Genomic DNA, 16,078 nt, shown 5'->3' on the forward strand with positions numbered 1-16,078 from the left:
GGCTCAGGGCTTGTTCAGCAAGCCGGCGCGGATCAGGCGGTCGGCAATGCCTTCCGCGAGCTTGCGGTAACCCGTGGCGTTGGGGTGGATGGGGTCGGCTTTCAGTGCCGGATCGGAGAGGATCGACGCCAGGACGCCGTCGACCAGCGGCAATTTTTGTTCGCTGGCCAGTTCGGCGTAGATCGCCGCGTCGGGCAGTTTGCCGGTGACCGCGCCGATCAGCGACAGCTTCGGTACCGCGACCAGCACGACCTGCACTCCTGCCGCCTTGATGGTCGTGATCAGCGCGCGCAGATCTTCCTTGACCGCCGCTTCGGGACGCCTGCGCAGGAAATCGTTGCCGCCGATCTCGACGATCACCAGTACCGGACTCGTCTCGGCCAGCACCTGCCGAATGCGCTGGCCGGCGTTTTCAGCGGTGTCACCCGGCACACCGGCGTTATGCACTTCCCAGCCGCTGCTCGCGGCCAGTCGACTCGGGTAGTCCTCGCCCGGGCCGGCGCCGCTACCGAAGGTAATGCTGTTGCCGAAAGCGAGGACCTGGCTGCCGGCGGGCAGTGCCGCCAGTCGTGGCGCGTCGTGGCAGCCTGCCAGCAGCAGGATGGCCAGCAGCAGGCGCAGCAGGCTCACGGCAACTCGTCGCGATGCAGGAGGAAGACATACTGGTCACCGGCGCTGGTGTCGAGCCAGGTGAAGGGGGTTGCCGGGAACGCTGCTTCGAGTTGCTCGCGGTTGTGTCCGATCTCGACCACCAGCAGGCCGTGCGGCTTGAGGTGTTTGCCGGCACCGGCGAGGATGGCACGCGTCAGGTCGAGACCATCCTCGCCGCTGGCCAGCGCGAGTTCGGGTTCGCGCCGGTATTCGGCGGGCAGGGTGGCCATCGATTCGGCATTGACGTACGGCGGATTGGCGATGATCAGGTCGTAGCGCTGCTTGCCGATCGCGGCGAACAGGTTGCCCTCGGCGAGGTGGATGCGCGCCGCGAGGTCGTAGTCGGCGACGTTGCGCCGGGCGACGTCGAGCGCCGCCGGCGAGAGGTCGACGGCGTCTATGCGGGCATCGGGGAAGGCGTGCGCGGCGACGATCGCCAGGCAGCCCGAACCGGTACAGAGATCGAGCACGGCCTGCACCGCGTCAGGATCGTCGATCCACGGCGCCAGTTGTTCGCGCAGCAATTCGGCGATGAACGAGCGCGGGACGATGACGCGTTGGTCGACATAGAAGCGGTACTCGCCGAGCCAGGCCTCGTGGGTCAGGTACGCCGCCGGCAGTCGCTCGTCGATGCGTCGCTGGATGATGCGCAATACGCCCGCCCGTTCCGCGCTGGTCAGGCGCGCTTCGAGAAACGGTTCCAGGCGATCGCGGGGCAGGTGCAGGCTGTGCAACAGCAGATACACGGCTTCGTCCCAGGCGTTGTCGGCACCATGCCCGAAGCACAGTCCGGCGGCGTTGAAGCGGCTGACGGCGAAGCGCAACAGGTCGCGCAGCGTCGCCAATTCGGTCTGGGCCTGTTCAAACATCGGCGGCCGGCAGCAACTGTTCGAGAATGTGGCGATAGATGGCCGCCAGTTGTGCCGGCGCAGCTTCATCGACGCATTCATCGATCTTGTGGATGCTGGCATTGACCGGACCGATCTCGATCACTTGCGGGCAGATTTCGGCGATGAAGCGTCCGTCCGAGGTGCCGCCGCTGGTCGATAGTTCTGCCTGGTGGCCGGTTACGCTGCGGATCGCCAGCAGGGACGCGTCGATCAGCGCGCCGCGACCAGTCAGGAAGGGCCTGGCGCCGAGCGTCCAGACGAGTTCATGGTCCAGTCCATGCCGATCGAGCAGCGCGCACATCCGGGCCTGCAACTGCTCCGGAGTACTGGCGGTGCCGAAGCGGAAGTTGAAGTCGATGACGACGCTGCCGGGGATGACGTTGCCGGCACCGGTGCCGCCGTGGATGTTCGAGACCTGCCAGGTGGTCGGTGGAAAGCAGGCGTTGCCGGCATCCCAGACGGTCTCCGCCAGTTCGGCGATCGCCGGCGCTGCCAGATGGATCGGGTTTTTCGCCAGTTGCGGGTAGGCGATGTGGCCCTGAATGCCTTTGACGGTCAACTTTCCAGACAGCGAACCGCGCCGCCCGTTCTTGATCATGTCGCCGAGCGCGTGCCCGGCGGTGGGTTCGCCGATGACGCAGTAGTCGATTGTTTCTCCGCGTTCGCGCAGCGCCTCGGTGACGACGACGGTGCCGTCGGTGGCGTCGCCTTCCTCGTCGGATGTGAGCAGGAAGGCGAGCGAGCCCGCGGGTTCCGGACGCGCGGCAAAAAAGGCTTCGGCCGCGGTCACGAAGGCGGCGAGGGAACTCTTCATGTCCGCGGCGCCGCGTCCATACAGCATGCCGTCCCGGTAGTCGGGTTGAAAGGGGTCGCTGCGCCATTCCTGCTGCGGACCGCTTGGGACGACGTCGGTGTGGCCAGCGAAGCACAGCAGCGGACGGGTTTCGCCACGGCGTGCCCAGAGGTTGTTGACGCCGCCGCGAGGCATGAACTCGCAGGCGAAACCGATCGCTTCGAGACGGCCGGCGATGATCTGCAGGCAACCGGCGTCGTCGGGGGTGACCGAGCGGCAGGTCATCAGTTGCTCGGTCAGGAGGAGCGTGGCATCGCGTGCCGTGTTCGAGGAGCGCTCGGTGGACATCTGCAGGTTCCCGGCTACTGGCCGTCGGCCTCGTCGAGGCTGATGGTGAATTCCTTGTACGACGGTCCGCCGGGGTTGGTCGCCGAGAAATCGAGTCCGATGTCGGTCACTTTTTCCCGCGTCACCGGGGTAGGCGGCGCCTGGTGGTTGTTGATCATCCACGACAGGTTGGTCGGTGAGTCGGCATTGAGCAAGGCTTCCTGCAGGGTGATCACGTTCGAGCTGTAGAGGCGGTAGAGATCCTGCTCGAAGGTCTGCGATCCAGGAGCGAGGCTCTGTTCCATCGCTTCCTTGAGGGCCGGGACGTTGCCGCTCTCGATCAGTTCCTGCACGTGATAGCTGTTCAGCAGGACTTCGACGGCCGGCGCGAGCTTGCCGTCCTTTTTCTTCACCAGACGTTGCGAAATGATCGCCTTCAGGCTGACCGAGAGGTCCATGTACAGCGAACCCCGGCTGTCGATCGGGAAGAAGTTGATCACCCGGTTGAGCGCGTGATAGCTGTTGTTGGCGTGCAGCGTGCCGAGACAGAGGTGGCCGGTCTGGGCGTAGGCGATGGCCGCCTGCATCGTTTCCTGGTCACGGATTTCGCCGATCAGGATGCAGTCGGGCGCCTGCCGCATGGCGTTTTTCAGCGCGTTGTCCCAGCCCAGGGTGTCCATGCCGATCTCGCGCTGGTTGACCAGCGACTTCTTGTGCTTGAAGAGATATTCGATCGGATCCTCGATGGTGAGGATGTGGCCGCTGCACTGCGCGTTGCGGTGGTCGAGCATCGACGCGATGGTGGTCGATTTGCCCGAGCCGGTCGATCCGACGATCAGGATCAGGCCGCGTTTTTCCATCACCAGGTCGGCCAGCACCGGCGGCAGCAGCAGCGAATCGAGCGCCGGGATGTTGCCCAGGATGTAGCGGATCACGATCGATACCGAGGCGCGCTGCTGGAAGAGGTTGATGCGGAAATTGCCGAGCTTGGGTACGCCGAACGAGAGGTTCATCTCCTTCGTCGCCTCGAAGGCGTTGGCCTGCTCGGGAGTCATCAGTTCGGCGGCGATCTTCTCGATCATCATCGAATCCATGACCTGCTGATTCACCGGCACGGTGTTGCCCTGGATCTTGATGTGGATCGGCGCACCGGCGCAGATGAAGATGTCCGACGCCTGTCGATCGGCCATCACCTGAAAAAGCTTGTCTAGGATCATGCGTTTGCCGCCGTTTCAGGGCTACCCGGGGATGCGCTCAGTCGCCACGCAGGAGATCGTTGATGCTCGTCTTGGCGCGCGTTCCGGCGTCCACCTTCTTGACGATGACCGCGCAGTACAGGCTGTAGCTGCCGTCTCCGGCCGGCAGGTTGCCGGCAACCACGACCGAGCCCGCCGGCACGCGGCCATAACTTACGGTACCGGTCTCGCGGTCGAAAATCTTGGTCGACTGACCGAGATAGACGCCCATCGAGATCACCGAACCGGCACCGACGATGACCCCCTCGACGACTTCCGAGCGGGCGCCGATGAAGCAGTCGTCCTCGATGATCGTCGGGTTGGCCTGCAGTGGTTCGAGCACACCGCCGATGCCGACCCCGCCTGAGAGGTGCACATTCTTGCCGATCTGGGCGCAGGAGCCGACCGTCGCCCAGGTGTCGACCATCGTGCCTTCGTCGACGTACGCGCCGATGTTGACGTACGAGGGCATCAGAACCACGTTCCTGCCGATGAACGCGCCGCGCCGGGCGGTCGCCGGCGGCACGACGCGGAAGCCGCCCTGGAGGAACTTGTCGCTGTCGTAGGCGGCGAACTTGTTCGGTACCTTGTCGAAATAGCGCATCGCGCCGCCATCGATCAGGCTGTTCTCCTGTAGCCGGAACGAAAGCAGCACGGCTTTCTTCAGCCACTGGTGCGTTACCCAGTCGCCATCGATTTTCTCAGCGACGCGAAGGCTGCCGGCGTCGAGCCGGCCGAGGACCTCGGCGACGGCTTCGCCGATGCCCTGCGGGGCCTGGCCGGGCTGTAGTGAACTGCGGATCTCCCACGCTTCCTCGATGATCTGCTGGATGGCCTGCATGTCTGCTGTTCCTAGAGTCTTGAAATGAATGAACGGATGCGCTCGGCGGCTTCGACACAGTCTGCCAGCGGGGCAACCAGAGCGATGCGCACAAAACCAGCTCCCGGGTTGACGCCTTGGGCGGTACGCGCCAGATAGCTTCCCGGCAAAAGCGGCACATTATAGTCGGCGAGCAGCCTGCGGGCGAACTCGCTGTCGCTGAGTGGTGTTTCAGCCCACAGGTAGAAGCCGGCGTCGGGCATGGCGGTGGACAATACCCCGGCCAGGAGAGGCGTGACGGCGGCGAACTTCTCTTTGTACCGGCGCCGATTGTCGACCACGTGCAACTCGTCGTTCCAGGCCGCGACGCTCGCCGCCTGCACCGCGGGACTCATCGCGCTGCCATGGTAGGTGCGGTACAGCAGGAAGGCCTTGAGGGTTGCCGGATCGCCGGCGACGAAGCCCGAACGCATGCCCGGCACGTTCGACCGCTTGGACAGGCTGGAGAACATGACCAGCCGCTCGCAACCGCGACCGAGCAGGCTGGCGGCCTGCAGGCCGCCGAGCGGGGGATCGGTTTCGTCGAAAAAGATCTCCGAGTAGCACTCGTCGGAGGCGATCACGAAGCCGTAGCGATCGGCCAGAGCGAACAACTGTTGCCAGTCGCTCAGGCGCAGCACCTTGCCGGTCGGGTTGCCCGGAGAGCAGACGAAGAAGAGCTGCACCCTTTGCCACTCGGCCGCGCTCAGCGCCGTGAAGTCGAACGCATAATCGTTGGCCGGCAGGGTGTTCAGGAAGCGCGGTTCGGCACCGGCGAGATAGGCCGCGCCCTCGTAAATCTGGTAGAACGGGTTCGGACTGACGACCAGCGGGGTGTAGCCGCGCGAGGGATCGACCACGGCCTGGGTGAAGGCGAACAAGGCCTCGCGCGAGCCGTTGACCGGGATGACCTGCGTTTCCGGGTCGATGCCGCTCAGGCCATAACGGCGTTGCAGCCAGGCGACGATGCTGCGTCGCAATTCGTCACTGCCGAGCGTCGTGGGATAACTCGCCAGGCCCGACAGGCCGGCGGTCAGCGCGTCCTTGATAAAACCTGGCGTGGCATGCTGCGGCTCGCCGATCGACAGCCGGATCTCGCGCAATTGCGGGTTCGGTGTGACGCAGGCAAAGAGTTGCCGCAACTTCTCGAAGGGATAGGGCTGCAGCTTGCTGAGGTTGGGATTCACTGGCTGGTAATTCCCGTTGACTGCTCGCTGGCGGAGGTGAGCATGGCGGTCCCGATCGGTGCTCCGGTATGGGGGGGCGGCGTCAACCCGCCGCTCCGCAGCATCTCTTGAATTTCTTGCCGCTGCCGCATGGGCAGGGCTCATTGCGTCCGACCTTGGCCTGCTCGTGGCGGATAGTCCTGATGCTGCGATGCGCAACCCAGAAGCGGTAGATGTTGCTCACCGCCTGCGGCAGATTTGCTTCGCATTCCTCGCGCAGGCGTTCGAGTTCCACGCCCGAGAACCAGTCCTCGCCGGCCGCAATGGCCGCTGCTTCGGCGTCACCGGTGAGCATGAACAGCGGAAACAGTTGCTCATCGAGGTAAGCGATTTCCTCGCTGTCCTCCTTGTCATCGTCCGCGCCGAGGGTCTCGAACCAGTCCTGCGCTGCGCTGTCGATGCCGTGCAGGTAGCCTTGGCACCAGGGGACATAGGCATCGCCGGTATTGTCGTCGTCGTCCTGTTCGTAGAGCACAAGCAGGGGCGGTTCGCCGCTCGCCAGTTCGGTCTGCAACTGGGCTGCGAGAAGGCGCAGCAGGTCGGCGGCTTCACGTCCGGTTTCGCCGCTGCCGGCCTCGACGCTACCGAGCACTTGACTCAACCAGTCGGTTTCGCTGACCGGCTGCGGCCCCGACAGCGCCGCGCAGAGGTAACCCTGTGCTTCGTCGAGACGCATCGCCTGGTCCAGTACCGGTTCGTCGAGCAGTTCTTCCAGGCGCTGGAATTGCGCCTCGGTCAGTGATTTCTGCATGCGCTCAGCCTCGGGTATTCGACTGGCCGGCGAAATCGGCAAGCTGCACCGTCGGCGCCGGCGTCCAGCCCGCCTGCCGGTGTTCGGCGACGACCGTGGTGAAGATGCCGCCGCGTACGTAGAAGCGGGCGGTCAGCCGCATGTAGCGTGGCTGGATGGCACCCGCCAGATCGTCAAGGATGCGGTTGGTGACATCCTCGTGAAAGCAGCCGGTGTCGCGGAAAGACCAGATGTAGAGCTTCAGGCTTTTCAGTTCGACGCAGGTTTCGTCGGGGATGTAGTCGAGCAGCAGCGTCGCGAAGTCGGGCTGGCCGGTTTTTGGGCACAGGCAGGTAAACTCGGGGATTTCCATATGCACATGAAAATCCCGCTGTGGTGCCGGGTTGGGGAAGGTTTCGAGAATATTGGCCGGCGGTGTGGTCATTGTTGTTCCGAGCGGTGTCCGGGGAGAACGAATCGGGCAGGCGGAATGCTATCATTGGCACCTATAATAGCATTCCGCGCGAATATCTGCGTGTCGTCCGCCGCCATGTTATGGCCTGGCACTCGCTCAATTTCATGTTTTTGCCGATTTTCTCTGGCGCGGCTTAAGCAGTCGCGTTCTCGTTCATGCGCCTGACCAAACTGAAACTCGCCGGCTTCAAATCCTTCGTCGATCCGACGACGCTGGCGCTGCCCGGTCAACTCGTCGGCGTGGTTGGACCGAATGGCTGCGGCAAATCCAATGTCATGGATTCGGTGCGCTGGGTGCTGGGCGAATCAAAGGCCTCGGAGTTGCGGGGCGAGTCGATGCAGGATGTGATCTTCAATGGTTCCGGGACTCGCAAACCGGTGTCGCGAGCGGCGGTGGAGCTGGTCTTCGACAATACCCTCGGGCGCCTCTCCGGGCAATGGTCGCAGTATGCCGAACTGTCGGTCAAGCGCCTGCTCACCCGCAACGGCCAGTCCGAGTACTACATCAACAACCTGCACGTCCGTCGCAAGGATGTGACCGACCTCTTTCTCGGCACCGGGCTGGGACCGCGCGCCTACGCGATCATTGGTCAGGGCACCATTTCGCGAATCATCGAGGCCAAACCGGACGAACTGCGCGTGTTTCTCGAAGAAGCTGCCGGCGTGACCCGTTACAAGGAAAGGCGCAAGGAAACCGAGAACCGCCTGGCCGACACGCGCGAGAACCTGGCCCGTGTCGAAGACATCCGTCTCGAACTCGGTTCCCAGATGGAGCGCCTCGAGGGCCAGGCCAGTGTCGCCCGCCAGTATCGCGAGTACAACGATGAGTTGACCCGCAAGCAGCAGTTGCAGTGGCTGCTGCGACGCAATGAGGCGCAGTCGGAGCGTGCGCGTCTGGCACGTGAAGTCGAACAGGCGGGCATCGACCTCGAAGCACGCAACGCGGCGCTGCGTGACCTCGAAACTCAGCTGGAGGAGGCGCGCGAAGCACATTTTGCTGCCAGCGACGGCGTGCATGCGGCGCAGAGCGACCTGTTCGCGGCCAATGCCGAGGTGGCGCGCCTGGAAGCGGAGATCCGTCATCGCCGCGAATCGCGACGCGAGTATGAGACGCGGCTCGCGCAGTTGACCGATGAGCGGCGGCATTGGCAGGCTCAGGCTGCCCGACTGGCGAGCGACGACGAGCATTGGCAGGGTCTGCTGGTGTCGGCAGAGGACCGCGTCGAACAGGGCCGGTTCCTTCTCGAAGCGCGGCAGGAACGCTTGCCGCTGGCCGAGGACAGGCATGGCGCTGCGCTGGAGGCCGTCAATCAGCAGCGCATGGCGATGGCCCAGGCCGAGCAGCGACTGCACGTCGAGCAGGCCAACCGCAGCCACGCGCAGCGTTCGCTGCAGATCATCGCCAGCCGCCGCGAACGCCTGACGCTCGAGCGCCATGCCATGCCGGCCCCCGACGCCGACGAGTTTGCCGACAGGCAAACGGAACTCGCCGAATTGCGCGCGCGCATCGGCGTGCTGCTGGAAAGCCAGCAGCACCAGCAACTGGCGCTGCCGCTTCACGAACAGCAGCGGCGCACGGTGCTCGGTGAAGTCCAGCACGCGCAGAAGGAACGTGCCGAGGCGAATGCCCGCCGGATGGCGCTACAGCAACTGCAGCAGCGCCTGCAGGTCAACGGTCAACTAGACGACTGGCTGCGCCGGCATCGCCTGCAGGACGGCGAACCACTGTGGAAGTCGCTGCACGTCGAAGCCGGCTGGGAAGACGCCGTCGAAGCCGTCCTGCGCGAGCGCCTGAGTGCGCTGCCGGCGAAGGTCGCCGACCCGGCGTGGAGCAAGGATCGGCCGGGCAGCAAACTGAGCCTGCTGTTGCCCATGGCCGATCCGGGTGCCGTGGCGGTTCAAGGTGAAGCCATGTTGCTGTCGCGCATACGCTGCGACGACTCGCAGCTGACGGCGATTCTCGTCGACTGGCTGGGCGAGGTGCAGACCGCCCCGGATCTGGCGGCGGCGCTGGCCGGCCGCAGCCGTCTGTCGGCCCGCGCGTGTTGCGTGACACCGGGCGGCGATGTTGTCAGGCGGCAGAGCGTGACGCTGTTTGCGCCGGAAAGCGCCGGGCACGGCCTGCTCGAACGTCAGCGCGAGATCGACGCCCTGACGGTGGTGATTGCGCAGCGCGAGGACAAGGTCTTGCAGGCGCAGGCCAGGCTTGGCGAAATCGAAACGCTGCTGACCGACGCGCAGAACAGCTTGCAGGAGTCTCGCCAGCAACTGGGCGTCCTGCAGGACCTGGCGCACGCCATCCAGGTCGAAACCCTGAAGCTGACGCAGGCGCGCGACCGCTTCCGTGAGCGACAGGCGCAGATCGACGACAGCCTGACCGAGATGGCGGCCGAGGAGGAAAGCGAGCGTGAGCGTCTTTTTCTCGCCGACGAGGCGATCGACTCGCAGCGCGAGCAGTTAGGCGAGTTGCAGACGGTCATGGAAGCGGCGCGGGCGACACTCGAGCAGGGCGAGCGGGCGCTGCGCGACGAGCGCGAGCAGGTCAACAGCGCTGAGCGGGAACTGCGCGAGGCCGAGTTTGCGCAACGTGAGTGTCGCAACAAGTTGCAGGAACTTGCCGGCAATCGGGTCCTGGCACAACAGCAACTCGAACGACTCGTCGGCGAACTGGCGCGCTGCGAGGAAAGCGCCGCGGCCATGCACGCCGAGGATCTGGAGCCCAGGTTGCAGGAAGCCCTGGACCACCGCGTCGCTCACGAACATGCGCTGGCGTATGCCCGCGACGCCCTGGAGAACGCGGCGAACGGTCTGCGCGCTCTCGACGAGCAGCGCTTGAAGGTCGAACAGAGCCTTGACCCGTTGCGCGACCGGATTGGCGAACTGAAACTCAAGGAACAGGCCGCCACGCTCACCTTCGAGCAGTTCGCCTCGCAACTGGCGGCGGCCAATGCCGACGAACAGTCGCTGCAGGGTGAACTCGTCGGTGCACGCCTGGGCAGTCTGCAGAATGCGATTGCCGCGCTGCAACGCTCGATCGAAGCGCTCGGTGCGGTCAACCTGGCGGCCCTCGACGAACTCGAAGCGGCGCGTGAACGCAAGGGCTATCTCGATAGCCAGTCGGAAGACCTGACGCAGGCGATGTCCACGCTGGAGAACGCGATTCGCCGCATTGACCGCGAAACGCGGGATCTGTTGCAGACCACTTACGACGCGGTCAACCGTAGTTTCGGCGAACTGTTTCCGACGCTCTTCGGTGGTGGCGAGGCCCGCTTGATCATGACCGGCGAAGAGATTCTCGATGCCGGTCTGCAGGTCATGGCGCAGCCACCGGGCAAGAAAAACTCGACGATTCACCTGCTTTCCGGCGGCGAGAAGGCGTTGACCGCCATTGCGCTGGTATTCTCGATGTTTCAGCTCAATCCGGCGCCGTTCTGCCTGCTTGACGAGGTCGATGCGCCACTGGACGATACCAATACCGAACGGTTCTGCGCGATGGTGCGACGCATGTCGGCGAACACGCAGTTCCTGTTCATCAGCCATAACAAGATCACGATGGAGATGGCGCAACAGCTCGTCGGGGTGACCATGCAGGAATCCGGCGTCTCGCGCATCGTCGAAGTCGATATGGAAGAAGCGCTGCGCATGCGCGAGCAACTCGTTTAGGAATGGAAATGACCGACTTGCAGATGGGTTTGATCGGCCTCGGTGGTGCCGGCGTGATTGGCGTGCTGGCCTACAACAAATGGCAGGAACACAAGCACCGCAAACTGGCACAGGAGTTGTTGAGCGCCCGCCAGGCCGATGTCCTCCTCGACGAGGTGTTGCCGGAGGAGGTGCTGGTGGAACCGGCAGCAGCGGCGCCCGTAGCGGTGGGCGACGTCCCTGCGTCGCCCGCCGTGGCCGCGGCAACGGCGGGTCGCTCCGCGCCGGAGCGTGTCGAACCGCTGTTGCGGCAGGAGAACGTGCCGGATGACGCCGGGCAGGATGTCCGAGTGACCTCTGGGGGGAGCAGCGCGTCCCCGCCACGCCCACCGGTGGCAGCGCCGGAGGTGCCGCCGGTGGCGCGCCCCGAAGAACTGCGGTCGCCGGTCAGGGAGGCTGCCGCGCCGCTCTACCTGTTGTCGCCAACGATCGATTACATCGCCGCGATCGAGGTTTCCGAGCCGGCCGCCGCCTATCGGATCCTGGAAGCGCAGCGCGCTTCGCTGGCGCGCCTGGGAAAACCCGTGAACTGGATCGGCTACAGCGAACAGTCGCGCGAATGGGAAGCGATCGTCGAAGATAGCGACAGCGCGTACCGTCATATTCGTGTCGGGCTGCAACTGGTCAACCGCCAGGGTCCGGTTCGCGACGGTGACCTGTCGATCTTTCACCTCGCGATGCAGGATCTGGCGACCGAATTGATGGGCGTCGCCGAGTTGCCGCTGCGCGAACCGGCTTTGCAGATGGCCGCGCAACTGGACGAGTTCTGCGCCGGTGTGGACATTCAGATTGGCGTCAACGTGATCAGCCAGGGGCAGGTCTTTCCGGGTACCAAGGTGCGCGCGCTGGCCGAGTCAGCCGGCATGGTGATCGACCCGGAAGGGCGCTTTGCCCGTTGTGACGACGACGGCAACGTGCTCTACGTCCTGGCCAATCAGGAAACGCAGGGATTCACGGCCGAGTCGATGCGCACCCTGACGACCCACGGCATGACCTTTCTGCTCGACGTGCCGCGGGTTGCCGCTGGCGATCGCGTGTTGACCCAGATGGTCGAGTTGGCGCGGCGGTTCGCCGATGCGCTACACGGTGCTCTGGTGGACGATAACCGGCGTCCGCTGTCGGAGAGTGCGATCGAGCCGATCCGGCGTCAGATCGTCCAGTACCAGGCGGCGATGGCCGCACGTCAACTGCCGGCCGGCGGGGCGTTGGCGCTGCGGCTATTCTCCTGACGGGCAGTGCATTCGGTGATCAGCGTCAGCGAGCGCATCCGGACTCTGCGTGCGGAAATTGAACGACACAATCGGCAGTACTACGTCCTTGACGCGCCGCTGATCAGCGACGCCGAGTACGACCAGTTGTTCCGCGAACTGCAGGCGCTGGAAGCCGAGCACCCGCAACTGCTGAGTGCTGATTCGCCAACGCAGAGGGTTGGCGCCGCGCCGCTGTCGGAGTTTGCGACGGTAGCGCATGCCACACCGATGTTGTCCCTCAACAATGCCTTTGCCGAAGCAGAGGTCGCGGCTTTCGATCGCCGCGTCCGTGAAGGCCTGGCGGCGATCGGTGAGGTCGAATATGCGGCCGAACCCAAGTTCGACGGGCTGGCCATCAGCCTGAACTACGAACAGGGAGTCCTCGTACGCGGCGCGACGCGCGGCGACGGTGCTACGGGTGAGGACGTGACCGCCAATCTGCGCACCGTGCGCAGCATTCCGCTGCACTTGCAGGGCAGCGGCTGGCCGGCAGTGCTCGAGGTGCGCGGCGAGGTGCTGATGTGGCGCAGCGATTTCGAGCGCATGAATGCGCGTCAGCGCGAGCATGCTGAGAAGGAGTTCGTCAACCCGCGCAATGCCGCGGCCGGCAGCCTGCGCCAACTCGACCCGCGCATCACCGCCCGGCGGCCGCTGCGCTTTTTTGCTTACGGCGTGGGCGGCATCGCTGCCACCGGCCTGCCGGCGACGCACTCGGTCTTGCTAGACCGGCTTGCCGAATGGGGTTTTCCGGTGGCGCCGGAGCGGCGTCGGGTGACCGGGCTGACTGGCCTGATCGCCTATTACGTCGAGATTGCCCGGCGACGCGAGTCACTGCCCTACGCCATCGACGGCGTGGTCTACAAGGTCGACGATCTGGCCGCGCAGGAACGCCTCGGCTTCGTTTCGCGTGCCCCGCGTTTTGCGATCGCGCACAAGTTCCCGGCCGAGGAAGCCGTCACCGAACTGCTCGACATCTCTATCCAGGTGGGTCGGACCGGTGCGCTGACGCCGGTGGCGCGACTGGCGCCGGTTTTTGTCGGTGGCGTCACGGTAACCAATGCCACCCTGCACAACGAGGACGAGGTGTTGCGCAAGGACTTGTGCATTGGCGATACGGTCGTCGTTCGCCGGGCCGGCGATGTGATCCCGGAGGTCGTTCGCGTTTTGCCTGAAAAGCGACCTGCCGTCGCACGGCGATTCGTCATGCCGCCAACCTGCCCGGTCTGTGGTTCGCAGGTGGTTCGCCACCCGGACGAGGCGGTGGCCCGCTGCAGCGGTGGCCTCTACTGTCCGGCGCAGCGCAAGCAGGCGCTGCTGCACTTCGCTTCGCGGCGGGCACTGGACATCGAAGGGCTGGGTGACAAGCTTGTCGAGCAACTCGTCGAGTGTGGCATCGTGCGCACCCCGGCCGACCTCTACCGGCTGGGACTGCTGGCGCTGGCCAATCTCGAGCGGATGGCCGAGAAGTCGGCCGGCAATCTGCTGGCGTCAATCGAGCAGAGCAAGCAGACGACGCTGGCGCGGTTCATTTACGCCCTGGGGATTCGCAACGTCGGAGAAGCCACTGCCCGCGATCTGGCGCGTCATTTTGGCAGCCTCGACCGCCTGCTGGCTGCCGACGAAGGGCAGTTGCTGCAGGTGCCGGATGTCGGCCCGATCGTCGCACAATGTCTTCGACAGTTCTTTGACGAGCCGCATAACCTCGAGGTCATCGAGCAGTTGCGCGCGGCTGGCGTGGCATGGCACGACAGCGAGCCGTCGGCGCAGACTGTCAGTGCGGTTGCCGGCAAGGTTTTCGTATTGACCGGCACGCTCCCTTCGCTGACTCGCGATGCCGCCAAGGCCATGCTCGAAGCTGCCGGCGGCAAGGTAACTGGTTCGGTGTCAAAGAAGACCGATTTCGTCGTCGCCGGCACCGAGGCCGGCAGCAAGCTCGAAAAGGCTCGACTTCTCGGGGTCAAGGTCATCGACGAAGAGCAGCTTCTCGCCGTATTGAACACCGGGCCAGCCGCGCCTTGAACTCACTGGAATCTGCGATCCGGAGAATGCATGATTGACCCGCAACAGGCCAGGGCCATCCTCGCGGCGGCCGACATCATCCACGCGGCGGACGCGGTCGCCGCCGCGATTGGTCGTGTCGCGTGCGAAATCAGTGAAAGACTGCGCGACAGCAATCCGGTGCTGCTGTGCGTACTGAACGGCGGCGTGCCTTTTGCCGGCCAGTTGATGACGCTGTTGACCTTCCCGCTTGACTTCGACTATCTGCACGTTACCCGTTACGGGCAGGCCAGCAGCGGTGGCGCGCTGTTGTGGCGTGTCGAACCGTCGATCGCGCTGAGCGGGAGAACGGTCCTGGTGGTTGACGACATCCTCGATGAAGGCGTGACGCTGCTGGCGATTCGTGAACGCGTGTTCCAACTGGGTGCCCGGGCCTGCTTCACGGCGGTGGTAGCCGACAAGCTGACCGGCAGGCGGAAACCGCTGCGGGCCGATTTTGTCGCGCTGACGGTTCCCGATCGTTTCGTCTTCGGTTACGGCATGGATGTTCGCGGTGCCTGGCGCAACCTGCCGGCAATCTACGCCGTGCGGGAGGATTGAGAGATGCTGGCGATCATCGGCGGCAGTGGCCTGAGCCAGTTCGCCAGCCTTGAGGTGACGCAGCGCCAGCTGGTGAGCACCCCGTACGGCGAGCCGTCCGGGACGTTGACCTTTGGTCGGGTTTGCGGCCGACCGGTGGTTTTTCTGGCGCGTCATGGTGACGAACACACGATTCCGCCTCACCAGGTAAACTATCGTGCCAACATCTGGGCCTTGCGGGAGTGTGGCGCGGCCGCCATCGTCGCGGTGGCGGCGGTCGGCAGCATTCGTGCGGACCTCCGGCCTGGCGATCTGGTGATCCCGCACCAGATCATCGACTACACCTGGGCGCGTCGGTCGACCTTCCACGAAGGGTCAGATAGCGCTGTCAGGCACGTCGACTTCACCGAGCCCTACGATCCAGGCTGGCGCCGGAAACTCGGCGATGCGGCGGTGGCGATCGGCCTGGAGGTCAGCGATTGCGCGGTGTATGCGACCACCCAGGGCCCGCGCCTGGAAACCGCCGCCGAGATCAACCGGCTGGAGCGCGACGGTTCCGACGTGGTGGGCATGACCGGCATGCCCGAGGCGGTGCTGGCGCGCGAACTGGCCATTCCCTATGCTGCGATCAATGTCGTCGCCAACTACGCGGCAGGGCGGGGCGACAGTCGCACGGGCATCAGTATGGAAGCCATTCATGAGGTCCTGAAGGAGGCGATGCAACAGGTGCAGGCGATCATTGAAACGATGTTGACGGCTGATGACTAATGATTAGACCGGTCTTGAGAATGGGCGACGAGCGCCTGTGGGAAAAGGCCCGGCCGGTCTCGGACTTCGACACTCCGGAACTGCGCTCGTTGATTACCGACATGACAGAAACCATGCACCACCTGGATGGTGCCGGACTGGCTGCGCCGCAGATTGGTGTCGGCCTGCGGGTAGTGATTTTCGGAGTGGAGGGCAATCCGCGTTATCCGGATGCCGAGCAGGTCCCGTGGACGGTGCTGATCAATCCCGTGCTGACACCACTGTCGTCGGCGATCGACGAGGGCTGGGAAGGCTGCCTCTCGGTACCCGGTTTGCGTGGCTGGGTGCCGCGCTGGCGCAGCCTGCGCTACACCGGCTTCGACGCCGGCGGCCGGCCGATAGACCGTGCTGTCGAGGGTTTTCACGCGCGCGTGGTACAGCATGAATGCGACCACCTCGACGGCGTTCTTTATCCGATGCGTATCCGGGACTTCACGCGTTTCGGTTTTGTCGACGAGTTGTTTCCCCGCGGTGGCGCCGGTGTGGCCGAGTAGCCCGGAGCGAGGTCAGCGACGGCGGCATGCGCCGACATGGCCGTCGCGGGCCGTGGTGTGGCG

Annotated in this window: 14 protein-coding genes; 6 read left to right on the plus strand and 8 right to left on the minus strand. The window is 64.7% G+C overall.

What is annotated here, in order from left to right:
* Positions 1 to 3: 3 nt before the first annotated feature.
* The 8 genes from AC15MQ_RS17545 to queF form a co-directional block, all read right to left on the minus strand.
* Complete coding sequence (locus tag AC15MQ_RS17545) at positions 4 to 630, minus strand: GDSL-type esterase/lipase family protein (RefSeq protein WP_483080815.1); 627 nt, start codon at positions 628 to 630, stop codon at positions 4 to 6.
* Positions 627 to 1,520 carry a 50S ribosomal protein L3 N(5)-glutamine methyltransferase gene (prmB, locus tag AC15MQ_RS17550; protein ID WP_287654479.1) on the minus strand — a complete coding sequence of 298 codons (894 nt, stop codon included), beginning with the start codon at positions 1,518 to 1,520 and terminating at the stop codon, positions 627 to 629. Before prmB ends, AC15MQ_RS17545 begins: the two co-directional genes overlap by 4 nt.
* Positions 1,513 to 2,682 carry a succinyl-diaminopimelate desuccinylase gene (gene dapE, locus AC15MQ_RS17555; protein WP_483080816.1) on the minus strand — a complete coding sequence of 390 codons (1,170 nt, stop codon included), beginning with the start codon at positions 2,680 to 2,682 and terminating at the stop codon, positions 1,513 to 1,515. The genes prmB and dapE overlap by 8 nt, the downstream gene beginning before the upstream one ends.
* 14 nt (positions 2,683 to 2,696) lie before the next feature.
* Entirely contained in the window at positions 2,697 to 3,878 is a 1,182-nt protein-coding gene (locus tag AC15MQ_RS17560; protein WP_287654477.1) for a PilT/PilU family type 4a pilus ATPase, read from the minus strand.
* A 37-nt stretch (positions 3,879 to 3,915) separates the two neighbouring features.
* Positions 3,916 to 4,737: a 2,3,4,5-tetrahydropyridine-2,6-dicarboxylate N-succinyltransferase gene (dapD, locus tag AC15MQ_RS17565; protein ID WP_287654476.1), complete on the minus strand. Its 822-nt coding sequence runs from the start codon at positions 4,735 to 4,737 to the stop codon at positions 3,916 to 3,918.
* 11 nt (positions 4,738 to 4,748) lie between these two features.
* Positions 4,749 to 5,942 (minus strand): succinyldiaminopimelate transaminase, encoded by a 1,194-nt coding sequence (gene dapC, locus AC15MQ_RS17570; RefSeq protein WP_483080817.1) that lies wholly within the window; start codon positions 5,940 to 5,942, stop codon positions 4,749 to 4,751.
* 82 nt (positions 5,943 to 6,024) lie between these two features.
* Positions 6,025 to 6,732, minus strand: coding sequence for a UPF0149 family protein (locus AC15MQ_RS17575; protein WP_287654474.1), 708 nt, complete (start codon positions 6,730 to 6,732; stop codon positions 6,025 to 6,027).
* Positions 6,733 to 6,736: 4 nt separating this feature from the next.
* Positions 6,737 to 7,156 carry a preQ(1) synthase gene (gene queF, locus AC15MQ_RS17580; RefSeq protein WP_287654473.1) on the minus strand — a complete coding sequence of 140 codons (420 nt, stop codon included), beginning with the start codon at positions 7,154 to 7,156 and terminating at the stop codon, positions 6,737 to 6,739.
* Between the two features lie 185 nt (positions 7,157 to 7,341).
* Between queF and smc the strand changes: the two genes are divergently transcribed.
* From smc to def, 6 genes are read left to right on the plus strand one after another with little or no spacing between them, the layout of a single operon-like run.
* Positions 7,342 to 10,848 carry a chromosome segregation protein SMC gene (smc, locus tag AC15MQ_RS17585; RefSeq protein WP_483080818.1) on the plus strand — a complete coding sequence of 1,169 codons (3,507 nt, stop codon included), beginning with the start codon at positions 7,342 to 7,344 and terminating at the stop codon, positions 10,846 to 10,848.
* Positions 10,849 to 10,856: 8 nt separating this feature from the next.
* Positions 10,857 to 12,116 carry a cell division protein ZipA C-terminal FtsZ-binding domain-containing protein gene (locus AC15MQ_RS17590; RefSeq protein WP_483080819.1) on the plus strand — a complete coding sequence of 420 codons (1,260 nt, stop codon included), beginning with the start codon at positions 10,857 to 10,859 and terminating at the stop codon, positions 12,114 to 12,116.
* 18 nt (positions 12,117 to 12,134) lie between these two features.
* Positions 12,135 to 14,156, plus strand: coding sequence for an NAD-dependent DNA ligase LigA (gene ligA, locus AC15MQ_RS17595; protein ID WP_483080835.1), 2,022 nt, complete (start codon positions 12,135 to 12,137; stop codon positions 14,154 to 14,156).
* A 30-nt stretch (positions 14,157 to 14,186) separates the two neighbouring features.
* Positions 14,187 to 14,735 carry a hypoxanthine-guanine phosphoribosyltransferase gene (locus tag AC15MQ_RS17600; RefSeq protein WP_483080820.1) on the plus strand — a complete coding sequence of 183 codons (549 nt, stop codon included), beginning with the start codon at positions 14,187 to 14,189 and terminating at the stop codon, positions 14,733 to 14,735.
* A 3-nt stretch (positions 14,736 to 14,738) separates the two neighbouring features.
* Positions 14,739 to 15,482 (plus strand): S-methyl-5'-thioinosine phosphorylase, encoded by a 744-nt coding sequence (locus AC15MQ_RS17605; RefSeq protein WP_287654469.1) that lies wholly within the window; start codon positions 14,739 to 14,741, stop codon positions 15,480 to 15,482.
* On the plus strand, positions 15,482 to 16,015 hold the full coding sequence (gene def, locus AC15MQ_RS17610; protein ID WP_483080821.1) for a peptide deformylase: 534 nt from the start codon (positions 15,482 to 15,484) through the stop codon (positions 16,013 to 16,015). Before AC15MQ_RS17605 ends, def begins: the two co-directional genes overlap by 1 nt.
* The last annotated feature ends 63 nt before the right edge of the window (positions 16,016 to 16,078 follow it).

The sequence above is a fragment of the Candidatus Accumulibacter propinquus genome, from assembly GCF_056856495.1.